Origin of the sequence: Marinobacter guineae (genome assembly GCF_002744735.1) — a bacterium.
Taxonomy (GTDB): domain Bacteria; phylum Pseudomonadota; class Gammaproteobacteria; order Pseudomonadales; family Oleiphilaceae; genus Marinobacter; species Marinobacter guineae.
Genome location: NZ_KZ319339.1, coordinates 1,524,244 through 1,547,852, shown reverse-complemented (window position 1 = coordinate 1,547,852; position 23,609 = coordinate 1,524,244). Strand labels below are relative to the sequence as shown.

The 23,609-nt window shown below is 57.2% G+C and carries 24 protein-coding genes; 16 read left to right on the top strand and 8 right to left on the bottom strand.

Annotated features, from left to right (window positions below):
- Positions 1-9: 9 nt before the first annotated feature.
- On the bottom strand, positions 10-459 hold the full coding sequence (locus CLH62_RS07195) for a c-type cytochrome (protein ID WP_099617414.1): 450 nt from the start codon (positions 457-459) through the stop codon (positions 10-12).
- 193 nt (positions 460-652) lie between these two features.
- On the opposite strand from CLH62_RS07195, the gene CLH62_RS07190 reads away from it, so the two are divergent.
- Positions 653-1,570 (top strand): AEC family transporter, encoded by a 918-nt coding sequence (locus CLH62_RS07190; protein ID WP_099617413.1) that lies wholly within the window; start codon positions 653-655, stop codon positions 1,568-1,570.
- Here CLH62_RS07190 and CLH62_RS07185 read toward each other — a convergent pair.
- The 6 genes from CLH62_RS07185 to CLH62_RS07160 all read right to left on the bottom strand — a co-directional run bounded on the left by CLH62_RS07185 (position 1,567) and on the right by CLH62_RS07160 (position 6,393).
- A complete protein-coding gene (locus CLH62_RS07185) occupies positions 1,567-2,226 on the bottom strand; it encodes a cation diffusion facilitator family transporter (protein WP_099617412.1) in 660 nt (219 codons plus the stop codon). The two genes, CLH62_RS07190 and CLH62_RS07185, sit on opposite strands and share 4 nt — an antisense overlap.
- Before the next feature lie 85 nt (positions 2,227-2,311).
- Complete coding sequence (gene cadR, locus CLH62_RS07180) at positions 2,312-2,770, bottom strand: Cd(II)/Pb(II)-responsive transcriptional regulator (RefSeq protein ID WP_099617411.1); 459 nt, start codon at positions 2,768-2,770, stop codon at positions 2,312-2,314.
- Between the two features lie 56 nt (positions 2,771-2,826).
- Positions 2,827-3,447: an SCO family protein gene (locus tag CLH62_RS07175; protein WP_099617410.1), complete on the bottom strand. Its 621-nt coding sequence runs from the start codon at positions 3,445-3,447 to the stop codon at positions 2,827-2,829.
- Entirely contained in the window at positions 3,444-4,286 is an 843-nt protein-coding gene (locus CLH62_RS07170; RefSeq protein WP_099617409.1) for a cytochrome c oxidase assembly protein, read from the bottom strand. The genes CLH62_RS07175 and CLH62_RS07170 overlap by 4 nt, the downstream gene beginning before the upstream one ends.
- Before the next feature lie 126 nt (positions 4,287-4,412).
- Positions 4,413-5,741: an ATP-binding protein gene (locus tag CLH62_RS07165; protein WP_099617408.1), complete on the bottom strand. Its 1,329-nt coding sequence runs from the start codon at positions 5,739-5,741 to the stop codon at positions 4,413-4,415.
- Positions 5,728-6,393 (bottom strand): response regulator transcription factor, encoded by a 666-nt coding sequence (locus CLH62_RS07160; RefSeq protein ID WP_099617407.1) that lies wholly within the window; start codon positions 6,391-6,393, stop codon positions 5,728-5,730. Before CLH62_RS07160 ends, CLH62_RS07165 begins: the two co-directional genes overlap by 14 nt.
- 200 nt (positions 6,394-6,593) lie before the next feature.
- On the opposite strand from CLH62_RS07160, the gene CLH62_RS07155 reads away from it, so the two are divergent.
- From CLH62_RS07155 to CLH62_RS07095, 13 genes are all read left to right on the top strand, one after another.
- A complete protein-coding gene (locus CLH62_RS07155) occupies positions 6,594-7,154 on the top strand; it encodes a cupredoxin domain-containing protein (protein WP_099617406.1) in 561 nt (186 codons plus the stop codon).
- Between the two features lie 78 nt (positions 7,155-7,232).
- On the top strand, positions 7,233-8,942 hold the full coding sequence (locus tag CLH62_RS07150) for a copper resistance system multicopper oxidase (RefSeq protein ID WP_099617405.1): 1,710 nt from the start codon (positions 7,233-7,235) through the stop codon (positions 8,940-8,942).
- On the top strand, positions 8,939-9,688 hold the full coding sequence (locus CLH62_RS07145; RefSeq protein WP_099617404.1) for a copper resistance protein B: 750 nt from the start codon (positions 8,939-8,941) through the stop codon (positions 9,686-9,688). Before CLH62_RS07150 ends, CLH62_RS07145 begins: the two co-directional genes overlap by 4 nt.
- A gap of 157 nt (positions 9,689-9,845) precedes the next feature.
- On the top strand, positions 9,846-10,202 hold the full coding sequence (locus tag CLH62_RS07140) for a hypothetical protein (RefSeq protein WP_099617403.1): 357 nt from the start codon (positions 9,846-9,848) through the stop codon (positions 10,200-10,202).
- 24 nt (positions 10,203-10,226) lie between these two features.
- Positions 10,227-11,579, top strand: a complete 1,353-nt coding sequence (locus CLH62_RS07135; protein ID WP_099617402.1) for an APC family permease — start codon at positions 10,227-10,229, stop codon at positions 11,577-11,579.
- 30 nt (positions 11,580-11,609) lie between these two features.
- Positions 11,610-11,837, top strand: a complete 228-nt coding sequence (locus CLH62_RS07130) for a hypothetical protein (protein ID WP_099617401.1) — start codon at positions 11,610-11,612, stop codon at positions 11,835-11,837.
- Positions 11,830-14,175, top strand: coding sequence for a heavy metal translocating P-type ATPase (locus tag CLH62_RS07125; protein WP_099617400.1), 2,346 nt, complete (start codon positions 11,830-11,832; stop codon positions 14,173-14,175). The genes CLH62_RS07130 and CLH62_RS07125 overlap by 8 nt, the downstream gene beginning before the upstream one ends.
- A 30-nt stretch (positions 14,176-14,205) precedes the next feature.
- On the top strand, positions 14,206-14,592 hold the full coding sequence (locus CLH62_RS07120) for a DUF302 domain-containing protein (RefSeq protein WP_099617399.1): 387 nt from the start codon (positions 14,206-14,208) through the stop codon (positions 14,590-14,592).
- A 129-nt stretch (positions 14,593-14,721) separates the two neighbouring features.
- Entirely contained in the window at positions 14,722-15,234 is a 513-nt protein-coding gene (locus tag CLH62_RS07115; RefSeq protein WP_143752361.1) for a hypothetical protein, read from the top strand.
- Positions 15,235-15,312: 78 nt separating this feature from the next.
- Positions 15,313-16,932 carry a BCCT family transporter gene (locus CLH62_RS07110; RefSeq protein WP_099617397.1) on the top strand — a complete coding sequence of 540 codons (1,620 nt, stop codon included), beginning with the start codon at positions 15,313-15,315 and terminating at the stop codon, positions 16,930-16,932.
- Positions 16,904-17,365 (top strand): universal stress protein, encoded by a 462-nt coding sequence (locus CLH62_RS07105; protein WP_099617396.1) that lies wholly within the window; start codon positions 16,904-16,906, stop codon positions 17,363-17,365. Before CLH62_RS07110 ends, CLH62_RS07105 begins: the two co-directional genes overlap by 29 nt.
- Before the next feature lie 18 nt (positions 17,366-17,383).
- Positions 17,384-18,229: a YihY/virulence factor BrkB family protein gene (locus tag CLH62_RS07100; RefSeq protein WP_099617395.1), complete on the top strand. Its 846-nt coding sequence runs from the start codon at positions 17,384-17,386 to the stop codon at positions 18,227-18,229.
- Between the two features lie 94 nt (positions 18,230-18,323).
- Positions 18,324-20,012 carry an HAD family hydrolase gene (locus CLH62_RS07095; protein ID WP_099617394.1) on the top strand — a complete coding sequence of 563 codons (1,689 nt, stop codon included), beginning with the start codon at positions 18,324-18,326 and terminating at the stop codon, positions 20,010-20,012.
- A gap of 2 nt (positions 20,013-20,014) precedes the next feature.
- On the opposite strand, the gene CLH62_RS07090 is transcribed toward CLH62_RS07095, so the two are convergent.
- Complete coding sequence (locus CLH62_RS07090) at positions 20,015-21,283, bottom strand: substrate-binding periplasmic protein (protein ID WP_099617393.1); 1,269 nt, start codon at positions 21,281-21,283, stop codon at positions 20,015-20,017.
- 102 nt (positions 21,284-21,385) lie between these two features.
- Here CLH62_RS07090 and CLH62_RS07085 point away from each other — a divergent pair, with 102 nt between their 5' ends.
- Both CLH62_RS07085 and CLH62_RS07080 read left to right on the top strand, forming a co-directional pair.
- The gene (locus CLH62_RS07085) at positions 21,386-22,102 is read left to right on the top strand and encodes a response regulator (protein WP_099617650.1); all 717 of its coding nucleotides are present in this window, start codon (positions 21,386-21,388) and stop codon (positions 22,100-22,102) included.
- The gene (locus tag CLH62_RS07080; RefSeq protein ID WP_099617392.1) at positions 22,089-23,555 is read left to right on the top strand and encodes an ATP-binding protein; all 1,467 of its coding nucleotides are present in this window, start codon (positions 22,089-22,091) and stop codon (positions 23,553-23,555) included. Before CLH62_RS07085 ends, CLH62_RS07080 begins: the two co-directional genes overlap by 14 nt.
- The last annotated feature ends 54 nt before the right edge of the window (positions 23,556-23,609 follow it).

Sequence of the window (23,609 nt, the reverse complement as noted above, 5' to 3'; positions counted from 1 at the left end):
TTGGTTCCCTCAGCCTTCAATGTTGGGTGGCCAGCCGTTGTCGTCAATCTTCGATGTCCATTCCAGGAAGGTGGCGAGATCCTCGATTTCCTGGTCGGTCAGATTGAACTGCGGCATTTGGCGGCGGCCGGGCACGTTGGTGGGCATGGCGTTCATCCAGGCATTCATGTATGCCTTGAAGATTTCGCTGTCACCGGCGCCGCGACGGTCGAATACATTGGCGAGCTCCGGCGCGAAGTACGCACCTTCACCCATCAGGGAGTGGCAACCGACACAGTTGTTGTTCTCCCAGACATGTTTGCCACGAACCACCTGGTCGGTAAGTTGGTCGCGGTTGTCCCGCTCGGGCATTGCCCGCACCTGGGTATCAAAAGTCAACGCCAGAAACAGCAGGACGAAGAATGCACTTCCCCCCAGATATATGTTCCTGGCCATGCTTTTGGTAAAGCGCTCGGCCATGGGTCTCTCTCCTCGGTCTTTGTGGAATACTTGACTGCCCTACTAGGATATAAAGATGCATTCAAAATACTGTTGACCATTGTCAAGCATGCCGGGCCATTTCTCCATTGCGCCGGGGAGTTACCTCCGGAGAGGTAGGTGATAGACTTCGCGGCCTGTCTGTTCAGAACCGTTTTGTTCACATGGAGTGCCGATGGCTGCCGCGTTTGCCCTTTTCTTCAAGCTGATTCCGCTCTATGTAACGGTTGCCCTCGGCTGGATTGCCGGTCGCTATCTTGAAGCCAGTGGCCGGCATATAGCCGGCATCATGCTGTACATCGTGACGCCATCGGTGGTGTTTTCCGGCGTTATGGTGGCGCCGCTCTCTCCGGAGGTCATCCTGCTGCCGTTCCTGGTTTTCGGAATCTCATCCGTACTGGGGATCGTCCAGTTGAAGCTGGCGAAAAAGGTTCTTACCGATGGCAGTGCCAACATCATTCCCCTATGTGTGGGCTCCGGGAACACCGGGTACTTCGGGGTGCCGGTGGCGCTGTTGCTGTTCGGGGAAGAGGGCCTAGGGCTCTATATCGTGTGCATGCTGGGCACGACGCTGTTCGAGAATTCGGTGGGTTTTTATCTGGCCGCAAGGGGCCGCTACAGCATCAAAGACGCCCTCTGGCGGGTGCTGAAGCTCCCTTCGGTGTACGCCTTTCTGGCCGCCGTGGCCCTGAATCTGTCCGGCGTGGGCATTCCCGATATATTCGTGCCGCTGTTCGACAATCTGCGCGGGGCGTACAGCATTCTGGGCATGATGATCATCGGTATGAGTATTACCAGTTTCCGGGGGCTGGCCGGCAATGTCCGCTTCACGGCGCTGGCGTTTTTCGGGAAGTTTGTGGTCTGGCCGCTGGTGGCCATCGTGTTCTGGTGGGTCGATTCAACGCTTCTGGGTATTTACGAGCCGGCCGTGCATAAGGCCATGTTCCTGATTTCGATCACGCCGATTGCCGCCAATACGGTGGTCATTGCCACCCTGCTGGATACCTCGCCAAGGCAGGCAGCGGGTACGGTACTGCTGACCACACTGTTTGCCCTGGCGTTCATCCCGGTGATGATTTCACTGGCGTTTTAATGGCTGTGTGAGGACGACACTGCCGGCGCCGGTTCCATTGGGAGGGCTTTGGCCTCGGCAATATCGCTGCGGGCATGGCGAACAACGCTGATGCCGGCGGTAATGGCCAGGGTTCCCATAATGGCGGCAACGATTAGATCCGGCCACGCACTGCCAGTGCCGAAAACGCCCAGCGCTGCCACCATAACGGCTATGTTGCTGATGGCATCGTTGCGGCTACACAGCCACACCGAGCGCATGTCGGAATCGCCTTCACGGAACCTGAACAGCAGCGCCGCAACACTCACATTGGCGGCCAGGGCCAGCAGGCCAATCGCGCCCATGGTCAGCGGTTCCGGTGTAATGCCGGCCTGCATCACCCAGACCGCCCGGCCCCAGACCACCAGGCCGAAAGCGGTCATGGTGATGCCCTTGACCATGGCGGCGCGGCCACGCCAGAGCATGCCCATGGAAAGAACCGTCAGGGACAGAATGTAGTTGGCGCTGTCACCAAAGAAATCGATGGCGTCCGCCATCAGGGAAACCGAGCCGGACGAAAGGCTGGCCAGCCCTTCGATGACGAACATGGCCAGGTTGACCCACAAGGCAAACCACAACGCGCGACGGAAGCCGGGCGCGGGGGATTTGGGTTCGGGAGCAGAACAGCTGCACGCCATAAAGACCTCCTTTGTTCAGATGCCCTTATTAAAAACCCTGTAGTAGCTACAGGGTCAAGCGTTTCCTTGGCATTCCGGCCCCCGATCAGGTCTGGCCGGGCCTGTGGGTACCTGGCACATGGTTGTGCCGATCCTCGGATTCCGGAGTGTCGAGTTCGGAAGTGAGCCCGCCAAGAATGCCGCACTCCCTGACCGTGCGGCTATCCGAACAGGCTTTCTGAAGCTGCACCAGGGTTTCTTCAAGGCTCGCCAGTTCCTTCAGGCGCTCGCGAACGTGGTGCAAGTGGCTTGCCAGCAGGGCGTCCACTCCACTGCAATCCGCCTCCGGCTGCTCGGCCAGCCGGATCAGCTCGCGGATTTCGTCCTGGGCCATATCGAGGTTGCGGCAGCGTTTGATGAACAGCAGCCGTTCCAGATGGCCAGGGCGGTAGGCGCGGTAGCCACTGCTGTCCCGGTCCGGTTCCGGCAGCAAGCCGATTTTTTCGTAGTAACGGATGGTTTCCGAGGGAACAGCCGTTGCGCTTGCGAGTTCGCCGATCTTCAATGTGTATCCTCTCAGTCACTCGTGTCGTCAGGCCCAGCGATGATTCCGGCCGGTGATTACGTGTCAGCTTTGGCGAGGGCGATCAGGTCCTGGCGAATCTCTTCCACGCCAAGATCTGGCCTGATCAGAAGTCGCGCCTTGCCTTCGCGGTCAAAAACGTAAACCGCACTGCTGTGAGAAACCGCATAATTGCCGTTTTCGTCAGGCTCCTCATAACCGAAGGTCGTCCGGTAACGTTTGGCAAGCTGACGCAGTTGAGACTCCTTTCCAGTTAAGCCGACGATGCCGTTACCAAAAAAATCGACATAAGCGGCCAGGCGCTCCGGTGAATCCCGTTCTGGATCAACGCTGATGAAGAGTGTCAGGACATCGTCCTGTGCCTCAGTTGGCAGGCTTTCGGTCGCCTGACCGAGTTTTTGCAGCGTAGTAGGGCAGACATCCGGGCATGAGGTAAAACCGAAATAAAGTAGTTTTATTTTTCCGTCAAACTGATCAGCGGTTACCGGGCGGCCCTGGCCGTCTGTTAATTCAAACTCCAGACCGGGCATCAGACCACTGATGTCTTTGCCGTTCCAGCTTTCACCTTCGCCTGAACAGCCGCTGAGAACGAAACCCATCAGAATCAGGGTGAGAAGCGACAGTTTGAGGGTGTTTCTTCGCAAAGGGCTGGTAGTCATGTCGTTGTCTCCCCCATTTGGCTGGAACGGCTGGTGAAACTCCCGTCTTCACGCATGGCGCGTCTCAGGATAATCAGAATACCGAGGATGCTCATCATCGCGGGTGGTATCCAGGTCAGCAGGCCGCCAAGAAGCTGGTCGGTTTCCGGCGCCATGGGCCAGGCCCGGCCACAGACCTCGTAAACGTCGTACACCATACCTCTGGAAAATACGATCATGGCCCCGAGTATCATCTGAGGTATCGCCACCAGGGCCAGGAGCAGTATGCGTTTGCCATATCCCAGAGAAGAGGTGATGGCAGGTGGGCGAGGATCGAAAATCAACCACCAGAAGAGCATTCCGTCTATCAACATGCTCCAGTTCATGACCCAGTACAGGTTTCGGCTGAGCATGGCGTCAAAATGAATGGGCGGCCATAACCAGAAATAGATCAGCCCCACAAACAGGAAGGAGGCGATCAGGGGGTGTTGAAGAAATCGATACACCCATCCCAGGGGGCGAAGCCCGCTCTTCACTCCAGGGCCCATTTTCCCGTACCAGAAGCGCATTACCGGCAATGGGTTGGACAGGGCAATCAGGATGGGACCCAGATGATGGAGAATAAGATGCTGGCCGCGATGGACAAAGAACATATACTGGGAGTAGTAGTCAAAGCGGGTTTGCATGACCCCGTAACAGATCAGAACGCCCAGAACAAAAACAACGATCCTTGCCGAACCGGGCCGGTCTTCTTCCGGCATCCGTAAAAGACCCACGCCATAAAAACCCAGCACGAGCATAAAGCTGAGTACGGTCAGTGGCGAGAAATCGTAAGGCATCAGATAATCAAGTAGTGACATAGGGGTGCCAGGTTAATTGTTATCTTCAAATTATTGGCTTACGCGCACGTTGTCCGGGTAGTCAGTGAGAACCTGCACTACGTAAGAATACATCGCCCGGCAGCCATCGCAAGAAAGGTCGGCGCCCTAGAACTCAACCACGACTTGCAAACCGCCATTTGAACCGGCCATAAAGCACATTTCTCCCCCATATCGGGCGACGATTTCCCGGGCTATAGCAAGCCCCAGCCCGTGCCCTGGCGTTTGCTCGTCGAGTCTTAATCCCCGTTGACCCAGGTTGGTCATTTCTTTCTGTTCAACACCGGGCCCATCGTCTGTGACAACGATTCGCGTTAGCCCGCGGCTTTGCTCCAGCGAGAGTTCCACGCATCTTTTGGACCATTTGCCTGCATTATCGAGAAGGTTTCCCAGTATTTCGTTCAGATCATGCTCTTCAATCGGCCAGCGGCTCTCTTCGGGGAGTGAGGTCGACAGTTCAAACGATTTTTCCGTGTACAACCGGCCCAGCATCCAGAGAAGATCCCGCGCCTGTTTCACCGGGTAGGCGCTTTTCCCCACCTGTGGACCGGAAAACCGGCTGCGCCGCATTTCACCTTCAAGCTGTTTGTCGATGTCATCAAGCCGTGCCGCCATCTGATGTCTGAGCTCGTTACTGAGCGGGCGATCACTGTCCGCCAGTATCTGTCGGACTGCAGCGATGGGAGTTTTAACGCTGTGGGACAGGTTTGCCAGGGCGTCCCGTGAGCGCTCCAGCCGCTGGTCCAGAGAGTCCAGCAACTGGTTGAGTTGCAGAACGAGAGGCTGGAATTCCTCGGGGGCCTGGACATCGATGCGAGAGATCTCACCATCCTGCAGCCGCCTCAAGGCGGCTTTGAGGGTTACTACCGGCCGCAGGGATAAAATGATACCGAACCAGATCACCGCAACCAGAAGCAGGATCAGCAAAATGGAGACGATGGCCGTCCAGGCGTGCAATTCCGCCTGGCTGCGTTTCAAGGCGCCCAGATCCTCGGAGACAATAACCACGATGGGCGTATCGCCCACACCGAATGACTTCCGGTAGGCAAGAATATCCGAGGGTGCGTTAGTGGCCTCTGCGTCATGCACAGGCAGGGTTCCATCCTGCCCGGCGTCAATCAGAGGCATCAATAGTGGCGCCCAGGCGTCCGGTGAGATGATTGTCCGGGAGGGTGAGTGGATGGCGAAGGCGTGATGAAAGACCTCCTGGAAGTAATCACCGGTCTGGAGGGTGTCCAGCTCGCCGCCGGAATCGCGAATCTGGTGTTCGAGAAACGCTACTTCATCCTTGAGCCGGCCTTCCAGAAAATCCCGGGCCATCCGATCCAGCAAAAAGCCGTGAACCAGCCACGCTACGGCCATCAGGGCAATGCCGGCGGGTAATAACAGAACAAGCAATGCCCCTTTGATTGACGCCGGCTTTCTAAACAGCGTCATTGAACAGATACCCCTGGCCGCGCCGTGTTGAGATGGTATCGCTGCCTACCAGCTTCCTCAGCCTTCGAATGTAGGCCTCGATGACGTTTTCACTCGGGTTGTCGTTCAGGTTATAGAGTTGTTCCATCAGCTGCTCTTTCGAGAAGACATGGCCCGGGCGGCTCATCAGGCAGCGCAACAGACGGAACTCGGTGCCGGTCAAGGTGTGTTCGGTACCGTCGTCCAGTTTCAGGCTCTGCCGATTCTCGTCCAGCTCGAAGCGGCCCGCTTTCACCACTGAATGAACCCTGCCTTCGCTGCGGCGCACGATGGCGTTGAGGCGGGCGATCAGTTCTTCTGTCTGGAAGGGCTTGGCGAGGTAGTCGTCTGCCCCGGCTTTCAGACCATTCACCTTATCCTGCCAGTCACCCCTTGCGGTCAGAATCAGTACCGGAAAGCCGATACGGTTCATGCGCCACTTTCTCAGCACATCCAGGCCGTTGCCATCAGGCAGGCCCAGATCCAGGACCACAGCGCGGTAATCTTCCTGCTCAGCCAGGATCAACGCTTCTTTTGCGGTATAGGTTGCATCCACGCTGAAGCCCGCTTTCTCCAGCTGACTGCTCAGCCCATCAGCCAGCAAGCGGTCATCTTCGACGAGTAATAAACGCATGAATCTGTCCTTTTCGGGCTTTACGCAGCGAGGCAGTGTCGCTGGCCAACCTGAACTCAGCCTGAATCCTAAATAGTTTGTCATTTTCAGAATGAATTCAGGTTGGTGGGCGATGGTAGCAATCGTTTATTGGCATTGCTCAATTTTTTGAGCGATCCGACTGGCGTTCGAACGCACATTATTTCATAGGAGAAGATCAGATGAATGTATCAAAGTTTATTGTTGCGGCTGCGGCCATGTCCATCACAGCAACTACTTTTGCTGCAGGCAGCCATGGCAGTGGCCACGGCAGTACCACCATTGGTGAGCCGGGCAAGGCGGGCGACGCTTCCCGCACCATCCAAGTGGATATGCGCGATAACTACTATGAGCCGGAGGCCATTGAAGTTACTCGGGGCGAGACCGTGCGTTTTGTGATCGAGAACAAGGGTAACCTGGTGCACGAATTCAACATCGGTACCCCCGATATGCACGCGGCCCACCAGGATGAAATGAAGATGATGGTGAACCACGGGGTGATTCAGGGTGGCAAACTCAATGAGGACATGATGAGCATGGACATGGGCAATGGCCATTCGATGAAGCACGACGATCCCAACAGCGTACTGCTTGAGCCGGGCCAGAAGAAGGAAATCGTCTGGACATTTAGCACCGCCACCAACATGGAATTTGCGTGCAACATCCCGGGCCACTATCAGTCCGGTATGTATGGCGACGTGAACTTCGATTCCGTGGCTGACACCCAGGCCAGTGCACACTGACCCCTCCCCCCGAGATGAGATAAAAGGGAGCGCCACCTTCCGGGGCTCCCCGAGCAGTACTTCAGGAGTAACCAGGTAATGAGAAAATTCCTTATGGCAGGGGCCCTCGGGCTCCTTCTGCCTGCAATGGCGTCTGCCGGTGAATACAATATCACCGTTGACCGCGTGATGATCGATACCGGTGATTTTGTGAAAGAGGGTATTGGCTACAACGGCGCCTCACCGGGACCGGTGCTGCGGTTCAAGGAAGGAGAAATCGCAACGATTAATGTGACCAACAACCTGGATGAAATGACATCCATCCATTGGCACGGACTGATCCTTCCCTATGACCAGGATGGCGTTCCCGGTATCAGCTTCCCCGGTATCAAACCGGGTGAGACCTTCACCTACGAGTTTCCGATTGTCCAGTCTGGAACCTATTGGTTTCATAGCCATTCCGGTTTCCAGGAGCCGGACGGCGCCTTTGGTTCGATCGTCATTGAGCCAGAGGGGAGGGAACCCTTCCGGTATGATCGCGAATACGTGATTCAACTGACCGACAAGCACTCCCACTCCGGTGACCGCATCATGCGGAACCTGAAAATGATGCCGGATTACTACAATCGTCAGCAGCAAACGGTGGGTGAATTCTTCTCGGACGCCTCCGCAAACGGACTGATGAGCACCATCCAGGACCGAATGGCGTGGGGCGACATGCGCATGATGAAAGCGGATGTCGAGGACTTGCAGGGCTTTACCGGCATGATCAACGGCATGGGCCCGGAACAGAACTGGACTGGTCTGTTTGAGCCCGGAGAGCGCATCCGGCTCCGGTTCATCAATTCCTCCGCCGTGACCTATTTCGACGTGCGGATTCCTGGTCTGGATATGACCGTTGTTCAGTCGGACGGAAACAACGTTCAGCCGGTTACAGTGGATGAATTCCGAATCGGCGTGGCCGAGACCTACGACGTAATCGTCCGCCCGAAAGACGCCCAGGCATATACGATCTTCGCCGAGTCCATGGGCCGTTCAGGCTATGCCAGGGCAACGCTGGCGCCGGAGGAAGGAATGGAGTCCACGGTTCCCGAAATGCGTGAACCAGCGCGCCTGACCATGGCCGATATGGGCAGCATGCCCGGCATGGATCATGGCAGCATGGATATGAGTGGCTCGCCGGAGATGTCTGGTATGGACCATTCGACTATGCAGGGAATGGATCATTCGGGTATGGCAGGCATGGACCAGGGGTCGATGGCGACTTCGCAAGAAGTTCCAAGCGATCCGTTCTACGCCAAGGGTAGTGGTCTTGTGCCTACCGCGGCTAATGGCGGCAAGTTCCTGTCCTATGCAGACTTGAAAGCCCAGAACCCACTTTATGAAGACCGGGAGCCGACCCGGGAGATCGAGCTGCGCCTGACCGGCAACATGGAGCGTTACAGCTGGAGCATCAACGGCGTGAAATACGAAGATGCCGACCCTATCCGCCTGAAATACGGCGAGCGCGTCCGCTTCAAGTTCGTCAATACCACCATGATGACCCATCCCATGCATCTTCATGGCATGTGGTCGATCCTGGATGTCGGCGCTGGTGAGTGGAACCCCGTGAAGCATACTGTCAGCGTTCAGCCAGGCACCACGGTGTATATGGAAACCGAAGTCGATGCGCCGGGTCAGTGGGCGTTCCATTGTCACCTGTCTTACCACGCGGCAGCCGGTATGTTCCGCAAGGTGATCGTTGAGGGCGGGCCTGATTCTACCCAGGCAAAGGCAGATGTTGCGATCGAAGAAGGAGGTGATGCATGAGTCGTATCCGATCTCTTGTGGTCGTGAGTCTTTTGGGCGCGGCACTGATACCAACCGCGGTAGCAGCTCAGGAAATGATTGCGGACACCACCGACCGGAAGCAGCCTCTGACTTCCTGGGGTATGCAGTTCGAGGAACTCGAATACCGGTACAGCGATGACGATGAAGAGCTGGGTGTCTGGAGTGCCGACTTTTTCTACGGCACCGACGATCTGAAAGTCCGGTGGTTGTCCAAAGGGGAGTACGCGATTGAGGAGCAGGCCTACGAGGGATTGGAAAACCAGTTTCTCGGGCAGGTTCCAATTTCCGACTTCTTTGATGCCAAGGCGGGTGTGCGATTCGACACGCCCGAGGGGCCAGACCGTACCTACGCCGTTCTGGGCGTTGCCGGGCTGGCGCCGCAGTGGTTCGAGGTGGATGCCAATCTGTATGTGAGCAACGAGGGCGAAACTTCCGCCGAGCTCGATGCCGAATACGAGTTGCTGCTGACCAACTACTGGATCCTCTCGGCCACAATGGATGCTACCGTGGCGTTCAGTGCAGACCGGGCAATTGGCATTGGCAAGGGGCTGGTTTCTACCGAAACCGGCCTCAGGCTGAGCTATGACCTGGTTGATCGTGCGTTCTCCCCCTATGTCGGGGTGGTGCATGAGCGCAAATACGGCGATACCGCCGATTTTGCCGAAGCCGATGGAGGTGGGACCGAAGACTGGTTCGCTGTGATCGGCGCTCGCATCGCATTCTGATTTCGGTTCCAGCGGGCCCAGGAATTTCTTGGGCCCGTTTTTCGCCTATGATTTGATGTACGTCAAATCCATTTGAATAGGCGCTCCATTTTCAGTCGCAATTCAGGTTGGGATGTTGTGATAGAGAGGAAGTCACCAGTCGGAGAGGTGCAATCCCATGAGCAAAGCCCACAAAGCGACTAATCAGGAGCAGTTTCTGTTACGCCGGAAACTGACCGTCGAAGGCCTTGGAGAGAGTCAGTGGGACGATTTCATCCACGAACTCAACCATCACCCCTGTGTGGATTTTGCCGAGCGCAAACCCGGCGACCAGCTGCATGTCGTCTACGATGGGACCCATTGGTCCATTGACGAGCTACTGGAGTTGGTCAATGCCTACGGAGGCCGTTTGAAGACCGGGTGGTGGACTGGACGAAAACTGGCGTGGTACCGGTTTACCGACGACAACGTCCGGGCCAATGCCAAACATGAGCCGTTTTGCTGTTCGAAGATCCCACCTATGAAGCGCAAATAGATGTAAGAAATAACAGGAGGTTGAATGACCACGGAGCAGGACAGAACCACGCGCTATCAAGAAGGCAGTCTTAGCCTGCCCGGAACCGTTATGCTGGGAACCGGCGTCATGATTGGCGCTGGTATCTTTGCACTGACCGGGCAGATGGCGCAGATGACGGGCGTTCTTTTCCCGCTGGCGTTCCTGGCCGCTGCCGTGATTGTCAGCTTCAGCGCCTACTCCTACATTAAAATATCCAATGCATACCCCTCGGCCGGCGGCATCGGCATGTACCTGCACAAGGCCTACGGAAACCGGCTACCAACCGCGTTCAATGCCTTGCTGATGTACTTTTCCATGGTGATTGCCCAGAGTTTTCTGGCCCGCACCTTCGGCTCCTACACCATGCAGCTTTTCGGTGGTGACGATAGCGGCCTTATGGTGCCCATTCTCGGGGTGTCTCTCATTCTGGCTGCCTTTCTGATCAACCTGTTGGGCAACCGGATGATTCAGGGTGTGGCTTCCTTTATCGGGATCCTGAAGATCGGGGGCATACTGATTTTCGGGCTGGTGGGTGTCTGGGTTGCCGATAGCCTGTCAGTTGACTTCTCGAGCCCGGGAGAGGCCGGAACGATTGGTAATTTCCTGGGTGCAACCGCACTCGGAATTCTGGCCTTCAAGGGCTTTACCACCATTACCAACAGCGGCTCCGAGGTAATAGACCCCAAACGGAATGTTGGGCGTGCCATCGTGATATCTATTGCGGCCTGCGTGGTGATCTACACCCTGGTCGGATTTGCCGTCGCCAGCAATCTGTCGCTGGCTGAAATCATCAAGACGCAGGATTACTCCCTTGCCGCTGCCGCGCGCCCGGCACTGGGGGAATACGCTGTCTGGTTTACGGTAGCCATTGCCATGATGGCCACAGCCGGAGGCATTCTCGCGAGCATCTTTGCTGTCTCGCGAATGCTGGCGATGCTGACGGAAATGAAACTGGTTCCCCACAGTCATTTCGGCATGCCGGGCAGCATCCAGAAGCACACGCTGGTCTACACTGTAGTCTTGGGATTGGTCCTTACCGCCTTCTTCGACCTCTCCCGGATCGCCGCGCTGGGCATCGTGTTTTACCTGATCATGGATGTCGCCATTCATTGGGGGGTACTTCGCTATCTGCGCAAGGACATAAAGGCCAACGCCTGGGTGCCAGCCATAGCCATTGTTCTCGATCTGCTCGCGCTGGGTGGCTTTGTCTGGGTCAAGCTGAATACCGACCCGTTTGTCATCGGCGTGGCTGTCGTCACGATGATCGTGATCGCAGTAGCTGAGCAGATTTTCCTGAAAAAGTCCGAGAATTCCCGCCAATCGGGTCATGAGGAATCTCATGCGCATCATCATTAATAACCAGCATTCGACGTGGAGGGCAGTGCCATGATGGAAGGTAATATGTTTGGTAATACCATGTGGGCAGGGCACTGGCTGTGGATGCTGGTGATTGCCATCGTCGTCGTCATCCCGGCCTGGCGTATTTGCAAGCGCACGGGGTATCCGGGTTGGATGGGCGTCCTGATACTGATTCCCATCGTTAACCTGGTTCTGCTCTATTTCATCGCCTTTGCGGATTGGCCGGCAGATAAGACTGGAGACCGAAATGGCTGAACACCAGCACGCCCATCATCATGACCACGAGGAGTCCGGAGAGCACTCCGTCAAGGATCCGGTCTGCGGCATGTCGGTGGATCCGCACACGGCAGAGCATCGAAGTCAGCACGGTGGTAAAACCTGGTACTTCTGCTCGTCACGCTGCCAGTCACGGTTTGACGAAAACCCGGACCAGTACCTCGGTGAGGAGCAAAAGCGGGAAGAGCCGGTTGCACCGGGCACCATGTATACCTGCCCCATGCATCCGGAGATTCGCCAGCAGGGGCCGGGAGACTGCCCCATCTGCGGCATGGCTCTGGAACCGGAGCAGGTAAGCCTGGATGACGGGCCCTCCGCAGAGCTCACGGATATGACCCGCCGATTCTGGATCGGACTGGTTCTGACCCTGCCGGTACTGGTGCTTGAAATGGGTGGGCACCTGACCGGGCTTGATCACATCGTGGCGCCGCAGATGTCCAACTGGATTCAGATGGTGTTGGCAACGCCGGTCGTGCTCTGGTGTGGCTGGCCCTTCTTTGTCCGGGGTTGGAAATCCGTGGTTAGTCGTAATCTGAACATGTTCACGCTGATATCCATTGGTACCGGGGTGGCGTTGATCTATAGCCTGGTAGCGACACTGGCGCCACAGATTTTCCCCGATGCCTTCCGGCAGGACGACGGCTCGGTTGCCGTGTATTTCGAAGCAGCAGCGGTCATCGTGGTACTGGTATTGCTTGGGCAGGTGCTGGAACTGCGAGCCCGGGAGAAAACCTCAGGCGCCATCAAAGCCTTGCTGGATCTGGCTCCCGCTACCGCCAGAAAACTGGATGATGACGGTGGCGAGGCCGATGTGTCGCTGGATCAGGTAAAGGTTGGCGACCGCCTGCGGGTTCGGCCGGGGGACAAGGTGCCGCTGGACGGCGAGGTGCTTGAGGGCAGTTCCAATGTCGATGAATCCATGGTGACCGGCGAGCCTCTGGCGGTCAGCAAGAAATCCGGCGACCAGGTGATCGGTGGCAGCATTAACGAGCAGGGCAGCTTTATCATGCGGGCTGACAAGGTGGGCCGGGATACCATGCTGTCCCAGATTGTGCAGATGGTGGCCAGCGCCCAGCGCAGCCGCGCGCCGATCCAGGGCCTGGCCGACAAGGTGGCGGGTTACTTTGTGCCGGCCGTGATCCTGATCGCCATTATTGCCTTTATTGCCTGGTCCTTCCTCGGGCCAACACCGCCCATGGCGTTTGGCCTAATTGCAGCGGTGAGCGTCCTGATCATTGCCTGCCCCTGTGCACTGGGTCTGGCAACCCCCATGTCCATCATGGTCGGTGTTGGCCGGGGTGCCCAAAGTGGCGTGCTTATCCGTGATGCGGAAGCCCTGGAGCGTATGGAAAAGGTGGACACTGTGGTGGTGGACAAGACCGGCACATTGACCGAAGGCAAGCCTCAGGTAACAAAGCTGGTTCCGGCCGAGGGAGTCAGCGAGGAAGAGCTGATGCGATTTGCCGGCGGCCTGGAGAAGGGCAGTGAGCACCCGCTGGCCCATGCCATTCTCGACAAAGCCAAGAGCATGGACCTGACGCTGCCGGATGCTGAGGGCTTCGATTCCCCGAACGGCAAGGGGGTGACCGGGAAGATTGAGGGGCAGCAGGTACTGATTGGCAACCGCCTGTTGATGGACTCCGAAGGGGTAGATACGGCTGATTTTGAAACAGAGGCCGACCAGCTCCGAAGGGATGGGGCCACTGTGATTTTCGCGGCCGTCGACGGCAAAGTGGCCGGTCTGCTTGCCATCTCCGACCCGGTGAAGGAAACCACCGAAGCTGCCATTTCAGCCCTTCAGAAAGAAGGCATCCGCGTGGTTATGCTGACCGGCGATAACCGCACATCCGCCGAAGCGGTTGCCCGCAAACTGCATATTGATGAAGTGGAAGCGGAAGTCCTGCCGGAAGACAAGGGCAAGATTGTCCAGCGCCTGAAAGATGAAGGCCGCGTTGTGGTCATGGCCGGCGATGGCGTTAACGATGCGCCGGCCCTGGCAACGGCGGATGTCGGTGTGGCCATGGGCACCGGCACCGATGTGGCCATTGAAAGTGCCGGTATAACCTTATTGCGAGGGGATCTGATGGGGATTGTGGAAGCGCGGCGATTGTCCCTGGCGACCATGCGCAATATCCGGCAGAACCTGTTTTTTGCCTTTATCTACAATTCCGCCGGCGTTCCGATTGCGGCAGGGGTTCTGTATCCGTTTTTCGGCATACTGCTGTCCCCCATATTTGCAGCGGCCGCCATGTCGCTTTCCTCGGTCAGCGTGATAGTGAATGCGCTGCGTTTGAGGGTGGTCAAGCTCGATCAATAACCATTGAACTTTCGAATTTTGGAGATAGCCATGACATACACAATCAATCGAATCATCGAAGATGCCGATTTCGAGGACGTCGACAAGAGAGCGCGCCAGGCGCTTACCGACCACGGCTTTGGGGTACTGACGGAAATTGACGTCAAGGCCACGATGAAGAAAAAGCTGGATAAGGATATGCCGGCCTACCGGATTCTCGGAGCCTGCAATCCGGGTATGGCCTGGGAAGCCATTGGTGTGGAGCCTCGTGTCGGGGCCATGCTGCCTTGTAACGTCATTCTCCGGGAGGTTTCGGAGGGTGTAGAGGTCAGCGCCGTCGACCCCGTTGTTTCCATGTCCGCCATTGATAATGACGAACTCAAGCAGGTTGCCGGAAAAGTCAGGGATATGCTGTCTGAAGTTGTGCAGGCAATCTGATTTATTCAGATGATTCAGATCAACAACGGTTGATTTAACCTCAATCGGAGCTCCATTTTCAGCCTCGATTCAGTTTCATGGTCTTTACTGAGTGGGATGCAGATTTCTGCAGATATTAAGGAGGATCTCATGAACAGATTTACCCGTTTGATCGCGTGTTCCGTTCTCGTGGCAGCGCCCGTTTTGGTGTTTGCCCAGGGCAATTCCGATCAAATGCCCCGTGGGGGCATGATGAATCAGGAACAGATTCAGCAAATGAATGAAAATATGGCTCAAATGCAGGCCATGAGGCAGGAGATGCGCAATGCCACATCAGACGCCGAGCGCCAGCGCATCCGGGAAAAGCATATGGAGTACATGCAAAACCATATGGGCATGATGCGGGGTGGCATGATGGGCCCGGGAATGATGGGCCAAGGTCAGGGCATGATGGGCCAGGGCCAGGGCATGATGAATAACCAGGGCATGATGAACAATCCGGGCCAGGGCAAGAAGCAGTCTGGCAATGCCCAGGGAAACAGGTCTGGTGGTGGTGCTATCGATAATGAGCAGCGCCTGGAGATGATGGAGATCCGCATGAACCAGATGCAGCTCATGATGGAACAGATGCTGGAGCAGCAGAGGCAACTGAACCGGAATTGATTTCTGTCCCGCAACCGGTTGGCAGGTATGGTAGCGTAAAGCCTTTCGTAGACTTTTTCGGAAGAAACGGAGGCTCATGTGCTGGAGCGGCTGCAACGCCGATTGGGACTGCAGACCATACCGGGGGTATTTTTCACTTCGGCCGGGGTGGCCACGCTGTTCGTCGCCCTGGCGGTCCCGTTTGACGAGGCCGTTGCAGAAAGTTTCGGGCTGCTGACAGGTTGGGTAGCCCGCAATCTGGGCTGGTTTTATATTCTCGCCGTCAGTTCCTTGCTGATCTTCCTGCTTGGCCTGGCGGTGAGCCGCTATGGCAACATTCGCCTGGGCGCCGACGACAGCCGCCCTGATTATTCCAACCTGACCTGGTTCACCATGCTGTTTGCCGCCGGCATCGGCACCATCCTGATGTTCTGGGGCGTGGCGGAACCGGTTTCCCACTTTGCCAACCCACCTTTTGAAGGCGTGCAACCGGGCTCGGAACGGGCCGCCAGCGACGCCATGACGGTCGCGCTCTATCACTTCGGCCTGCATACCTGGACCATCTTTGCCATGCCGGGGCTGGCGATCGGCTACTTTGCATACCGGCACAACCTGCCCATGCGCATCAGCAGCCTGTTCTATCCGATCCTCGGGGAGCGGGCGTTCGGGCCCTGGGGCTGGGCGGTGGATGTAATAGCAGTGCTCGGCACCCTGTTTGGCGTGGCGACCTCCCTGGGGCTGGGGACCCTGCAGTTGAACAGTGGTCTGAATTATCTCTTTGGCACACCTTCCACCGGTCTGGTTCAGGTGATTCTGATTGCGGTCATTACCAGTATTGCAGCTACCTCGGTGGCTCTCGGTCTGGATAAGGGAGTTCGCCGACTGTCGCAGCTTAACATTGTGCTGGCCATGTCCTTGCTAGTGTTCGTGCTCACGGTTGGGCCAACCGTGTTTATTGCCGAAGGGATGGTTCAGAGTGTGGGGGACTATCTTGACGCATTGCCGTGGCTGGCCTTCTGGACTCAGACTTTTACGGAAACCGACTGGCAGCGGCAGTGGACCCTGTTCTACTGGGCCTGGACCATCTCCTGGGCGCCCTATGTCGGAATCTTTATCGCCAGGATTTCCCGCGGGCGGACCATCCGCGAATTTGTCGCCGGTGTTTTGTTTGCCCCCACAGCGTTCACTCTGGTGTGGTTCGGAATCTTCGGGTTATCCGCCATCCAGGTGGAAATGAACGGTCAGGTAGCTTTGGCCGAACAGGTACAGCAGGACCCCTCCGTGGCCATTTTCGCCTTTCTGGAAGCTTTCCCGCTTGCGAACGTGGCATCGGCCCTGAGTGTGGTTATCATCGTCATTTTCTTTACCACGTCATCGGATTCGGCATCACTTGTGATCGATATGCTGACCCGGCGGGATGATCAGCCGTCCCTGGTGCGCCAGCGGATTTTCTGGGCTGCAGCCCAGGGTGTTATCGCCGCCACGTTGTTGCTGGCTGGTGGGCTGGATGCCCTGCAGAACGTGATTACCTCACTGGGGCTGCCCTTCTGCATTTTGCTGATTTTCATGGCGGTGGCGTTGTTTCGGGCACTCCGGGCAGATTACCGTGGCTACAGCATGAACGAACTGGTACGCGGGCGAGCCTTTCCGGAAGTGGAGGCAACCTCCGAAACCAAACAGGAGAACGAGTATGTATCGGAAACTGTTGATCGCAATTGATCCGGAAGACGACGGGGAGGGCAAGCGTGCCCTGGAGGCCGCCATGGATCTGCTGGCCGAGGATGGTGAGCTGCACCTTGCCAGTGTTTACAGTCCGGGCGGGGGTGGGTTCTTCCCGCACGTCACCGAAGAGGCCCCGGAGCAAAAGGAGGCTGAGGTCCGGGAAGTGCTGGATCTGCTCGTGCGAAAGTATCTGCCTCTGAACCGCAGCGCCAGCCTGCACGTGGTGGCTGGGAGCGCTGGCGAAAAACTGGTGGGGCTGGCGGGCCAGCTCTGTGCAGACCTTTTGCTATTGGTTTCCCGTGGCAGCGGTGGTCACTGGCCGTTGCGAAAGGCGACGGTGGAATATGTTTCGGTGAATTCTCCATGTCAGGTACTTGTACTGCCGTCGATGGAAAAGTCGGAACCGGAAAAAGGTGAAGACGACAGCTAACCCGGGCTCTTGACTGACATGACGGAAAATGACGGTTCCCCAGCTGTATTCATGCGGCGGCTCTGGCTGTTCTCGCGCAGGGTGTTGGGTAACTTTTTGCGCAATCGGGGGATTCTGCTTGCAGGCGGGGTCGGTTACAACGTTCTGTTGTCAGCGGTGCCGCTGCTGGCGCTGCTCGGGGTTCTGCTGACTCGGGTGGTGGAAGAGGAGCAACTGCTGGAGGTTATGGCGATCCAGGCTCAGCACTTTGCGCCCGCCCACGCTGATGTGTGGCTGGAGGCCGTGCGCGCGTTCATGGAATCGAGGGATATCATCGGAATTGCGGGTATTCCGGTGCTGCTCTTCTTCAGTTCGTTTGCTTTCCGGATGCTGGAAGACTCGATCGCCATTATCTTTCATCGCTCGGACAATCCCAGGCGCAGCTTCTGGCTTTCAGCCGTGTTGCCCTATGCGTTCATGCTGGTCCTGGGTGCAGGCCTGCTCACTCTGACTTTGCTGTTTGCTTTCATCAATACGCTTTACGAAGAGCCTGGCATCATCCTTTACCTGCTGAGCTTTATCAGTGTCTTTATCATGTTCAGCGCCATCTACAAGGTGTTGCCCATTTCGCGGATATCGTCACGCAGGGCACTGGTCGGAGGGCTGGTCGCAGCCATTCTGTGGGAGGCGACACGGCTGGTCATGATGTACTACTTTCTCAATATCTCATTCGTCAACGTGATCTACGGGTCACTGACAACCATTATTGTCCTGCTGATCAGCCTGGAGGTAGGCTCCATCATCCTGTTACTGGGAGCCCAGGTTATTGCGGAGCTTGAGCGTAGTGAGCGAGCTGGAGTGCCGTGGTATTCCAGCCCGGACTGATACCTTCTGGCTCGGGTTTTTGTGCATTGGGACAAAATGATTATTCTACTGAAAGTGATTACTTGTACGTTCCTGAAACTCCAAAGGATTGACCATGGCCCGGTTCAGTGACCATCTGCAGGCTCCGTCGGTATTGATCTTTGACTGGCACGGCACGCTGGTAGACACCCACGATGCCATGTTCAGCGCCATGGAAGACATGCTGCCGCAGTTGGAGGAACTGGGGCTGGTGGACCGGTTGCTGCCGGAAGCTCAATGCCGTACGGCGGAGGACGCCCGGCTGGTGCGCTACATCCGGATTTTCCGACGCCTGCATCCACGCATCCTGGCGGAACGCCGGGTTTCCCGGACCGACATCTTCAACGCCATATTTGGCGACGACAAAGACGCAAAACTGATTGCCCACAAGGCCTACAACGAGGCCTATCGTCGCTATTTCGGGCAGGTGAAACCCTTCCAGCCCGGTGCCTATGAGTACCTCTCGGCCCTGAGAGCCATGGGTATCCGGCTGGCGGTGTCCACCAACAGGAACCGTGAATTTCTCGACAAGGAATTGCGTATGGTGGATGAAGGTCGCTGGCAGCATTTGTTTGATGCCACGGTCTGCGCCGATGATGTGACCGAATACAAGCCTGATCCGGAGGTCATCCTCAAGGCTCTGGAGAAACTCGGGCTGCCGGCCGATGAGCGGGCCTGGTATGTCGGTGACAGTTATGTCGACATGCTCACCGCCAACAAAGCCGGTGTTTCCGGCGTTTTCTACAACGGTGCCTGCTGGGAATCGGGCCGAATCGACAGCTGGTTCTCATACCGGGATGCGCCCGCAGCGATTCTGGACAGTTTTGAAGACCTGATGGATTTGCTGGCCCTGCTGGAAAGGGGCGAGCCGGAGGCGTTTTATCGGGCCCCGGCGGAGGTCCGACCAAAACCATTCCCGCCACCGCACCGCCCGGAACCCCGCATTGAGCCAGACTGGCACCCGGCGGTGGTCAAACTGATTCGGCCGGCGGTGGTCCTGTTCGACTGGCACGCCACCCTTGTGGATACCCTGGACGCCATGTACCACGCGGTGGACGATATGCTACCGGATTTCCACAAGCTCAGGCTGATGGACCGGATGGTGGCACCCGAGGACAGCAAGACCCCGGAAGACGTCAAACTGGTGGCCTATGTGCGCGAGTTTGCCAGGTTGCATCCCAAGGTGAAGGCTGACCGGAAAATATCCCGGACCGACATTTTTGAAGTGCTGTTCGGGGAGGATCAGGAAGCCAAGCAAATTGCCCATAAGGCTTTCAACCATCACTATCGAAAGCACTACGGCACGGTCAAGGCGTTTGAACCCAAGGTGCGCGAGGTGCTGGAGGGGCTGCGACGGTTGGGGGTTCAGGTGGGGGTGATCACCAATCGGGACCGTGAGTTCTTCGAAAAAGAGCTGGCTTTGGTGGAAGACACCGGCTGGACCCATCTATTTGATGTCGATGTGTGCGGAGACGACACACCGTTGCGCAAACCCCATCCGGATCAGCTGTTGCTGGCGGTGCAGAAGCTGGACTACCCGCCGGACCCGAGCGTCTGGTATGTGGGGGACAGCACTACCGATGTGATTGCCGCCAAGCGCGCGGGTATGACCTCGGTGTTCTTTAACGGCGCGCAGTGGGATTTGCCCTGGCTCAACAAGATCTTCCCCGGTACGCACAAGCACCCGGACAAGCCGGATGTGGTGGTCAACGATTTTTCAGAGTTCTGGGCCCTGGTGCTGGCGTGCGAGGTGGGGCCTCCCTGATCTCAGGGAATGTCCTGGCTGCGCAATGCCTCCTCGGCATTCAGGCCCAGTGCAATGATGGCTTTTGGTACACCCTCCTCAATGGGCTCGACCGGAGCGCTGACGGTAACCTGAAACTGTGAAGTCGAGGCATCGAAACGAATCGGCGAAATATAGAGCGCATCCAGCCCCATGAGCCCTCTGCGTGTATTTCTTACCACTTCCTGGTATTTCGGTTCGTCCCCTTGCCAATAATCGGTAGTGAGTCCACTCATCGCTGCGAGCGTTCCCATATCATTAATGATCATCGCCTCGCTGACCAGGCCATCTTGAGCTACCCTCCACCCGTGCAATGCACGCGAACCCGGAAGTTGCAGGATATAGCTGGCAAGTGCCGTGGGTGTGTCAGGGGCGAGTACCTGCCATACGCTGTCCTGGGTCATGACATCCGTGAAATTCTGGTGCCGGGGGGCGGCTTCAACAGTCTGGCCGATATTGAGAGTGCCATGCAGTTCCCTGATCAGACGATCGGCCAGAGCCCGGATCCTGAACTCTTCGGGCCCCGAGAGCGCCAGTTGCCCTTCCATGCAGGTCGGAAGAATGCGGTTGAACTCGGGAAGAAATTGCGGATAGCGGGCCACAAAGGCTTCGGTCAGATAAAGATGCAGAGGAGCATAACGGACGAAGTGCGCCTTGATATCCGGGCCTTCCGCCTGGTTTTCCTCTTGCAAATCAATCATCACCCTCTCATCCATCAGTGCCGCACCAATTCGTCCGCGGCGAAGCAGGGCCAGCAGCTGGGAGGGCGAGGCGACACTCATGAAGATGGTGTAACCGTTGGTTTCCAGCCAGGCTTCCTCATTGCTGCCGTCCACCACCCCGATCCGGGCATTCCCGTTGAACTTCCCTTCTTCAGTGGTGAAGAAGTACCATTTTTCCAGAGCGACCGGGTCGCTTCGCCTGGCAATAGTATCCAGCTCAGTGGAAGCATCAATGGCGAAATAGCCACTCACGATGCTGCGTTTCAGCGAGTGCAGGGCGCGATTCTGGGGGGCGATCCGGATGCGGGTTTGCCAGCCAGCACGAGTTGCGGCGCAAATCACGGTTTCAGTGGTTTCGCCGGATACCTTTCCGGTTTCATCCGTTCCCGGTCCCGCAACCTGGTAGGGTGGACTGTCAAAGGTATACAGGTTCAGGGTCGGAGCTTGGGCCTGGCAGACGGAAGACGCCAGTATTGTCGCCAGACTCAGACCCAGGGCCAGTCGGAGGTTCATGCTGAGTGCCACTTCCATTTTGTTAACAATCCTGACTGCAGGCTAGCACTCACTCGGGGCTTTTGCCTTAAAACCATAAGACATATTCTGTTCATGATGAACAACAACAAAGACCAACGCATGAGTGAAAGAAAACCATCGATTCTGGTTGTGGATGACGACCTGGCTATCCGGGAATTATTGAAAGAGCACCTGAGCCGAGTGGGGTACGCGGTGCTGACGGCAGGGGACGGTGACCAGATGCGATCAGAGCTGGGTTCAGCCCGTGTCGATCTGATAGTACTTGATGTCATGCTGCCGGGCGACGACGGTTTTACTCTTTGCCGGGAGATTCGGGAACATTCCCGGGTGCCCATCATCATGCTGACCGCAAGCTCTGATGAAACCGACCGGGTAGTGGGGCTGGAGCTGGGTGCCGATGACTACCTTGCCAAGCCCTTCAGTGCCCGGGAACTGCAGGCCAGGGTCAAGGCACTACTGCGTCGGGCGAGCTTTACCCGGTCTGACAACCCGCGGTTCGTGCTCTTTGAGCGCTGGCGCCTGGACACCCTCGCCCACGAGCTCATCAGCGAAAACGGGCAGGCGACAGCCCTTTCCGGGGCGGATTTTGCCCTTCTTCAGCTGTTCCTGAGCCACCCCAACCAGGTGCTGGACCGCGACACTATTTCCGATGTCACCCGCGGCCGTGAATCCATGCCACTGGACCGGGTTGTGGATGTCGCGGTCAGCCGTCTCCGGCAACGCCTCGGAGATCAGGGGCGCAATCCGAAACTGATCAAGACAGTACGTGGGGCTGGCTACCTTCTTGCAGCAACGGTGGCCTATGCCTGCGAATAGTTCCGGACAATCCCGGAAGACGTCCTGGCGCTGGTTTCCTTCCTCGCTTCTGGGGCGGGTACTGTTGCTGACACTGCTGGCGATGGCCGGAGCCCAGGTGATTTCCAGCGCTGCCTGGATAGCCACCTTCCGCGCACAACAGGTCGAGGGTCTGGTTGCCACCACTCGCAATCTGGCCCAGTCCGCTGCGGCGACCGCGCAGTTCTTCAACTCCCTGCCGCTGGAATACCGGCACATTGTGCTCGACCAGCTCCGCGACATGGGCGGCACCCGTTTTTTTGTCTCGCTCAATGACAGCCGTATCAGTATGACACCGCTGCCGGATACCGAGCGCAAACGACGGATGACGGAGGAGGTCGAGTCGGTGCTGCGCAAGCGCCTTGGCAATCAGATCAACCTGCACGTCGAGTTTGTGCACCCCGATGACCTGCGCATTCTCAACACCGAGTTACCGCTGGATGCCCTCCCGCAATCCTGGGCTCACTATGCGCTGACGCTGGAACCCCTGAATCCGCCAGTGCTGGTCACTCAGATTGAAGTAGGCGAGAACGAGTGGCTGTACTTGGCGGCAGCATTGCCAGCGCCTTATGTGTCGCTGGAAGACGAGGGGATACCGGGGCAACAGATCCTGTTTCTGGTGGTGATGATCGCTATTCTTTTCCCCGTGCTTGCCTGGCTGATCCGGCAACAGACGCGACCCTTGCGCAAGTTGGCCAAGGCCGCCCGTGATTTGCCCCTGGACGACAGCCAGCCCCCGCTCGCGGAGCAGGGCAGCGCGGAAATCCTGGCCGTTACCCGCAGCTTCAACACCATGCGGCGACGGTTGCAAAGCTATATCAGTGACCGGAACCAGCTGTTTCGGGCCATTTCACATGATCTCAAAACACCGATTACCCGGTTGCGGTTACGGATCGACCTGATTGACGACGATGTCATGCGTGAGCGTCTGGAGGCAGACCTGCAGGAACTTGAGTTGCTGGCGAAAAATGCCCTGCAGTCCATGAAAGACACCGATATTCACGAAAATGCCGAGCCCGTTGATGTGGCGCGCATGCTTAAAGGAATGGCTGAAGCCTACCAGGGGGATCCGCCCGGCCGTGTCACGGTACAGGGATTCTGCCGACCGTTCCGGGGCAAGCCCCTGGCCCTGAAGCGGTGTTTTGGAAACCTGATGGACAACGCCGTCAAATATGGTGACAAAGCCCTGGTGCGCCTTGAGGATGGGCCGGCCCGGTTGGTGATCCATGTCGAGGACGAGGGGCCAGGGGTTTCCGAAGACCTGCTTTCACGCATATTCGAACCATACTACCGGCTGGATGACAATCAGCGCCAGGGCTACGGGCTGGGCCTGGGGATCGCACGCAACATTGCCCAAAGCCATGGTGGAGAGCTGGAGATCAGCAACCGTCCTGAGGGTGGGCTGCACGTAATCCTCACCTTGCCTCGCCATTGAGATTTCAATGTAACAAGGGTGTTACATGGGTCTTGCAGTTTGATACGTAGTGTT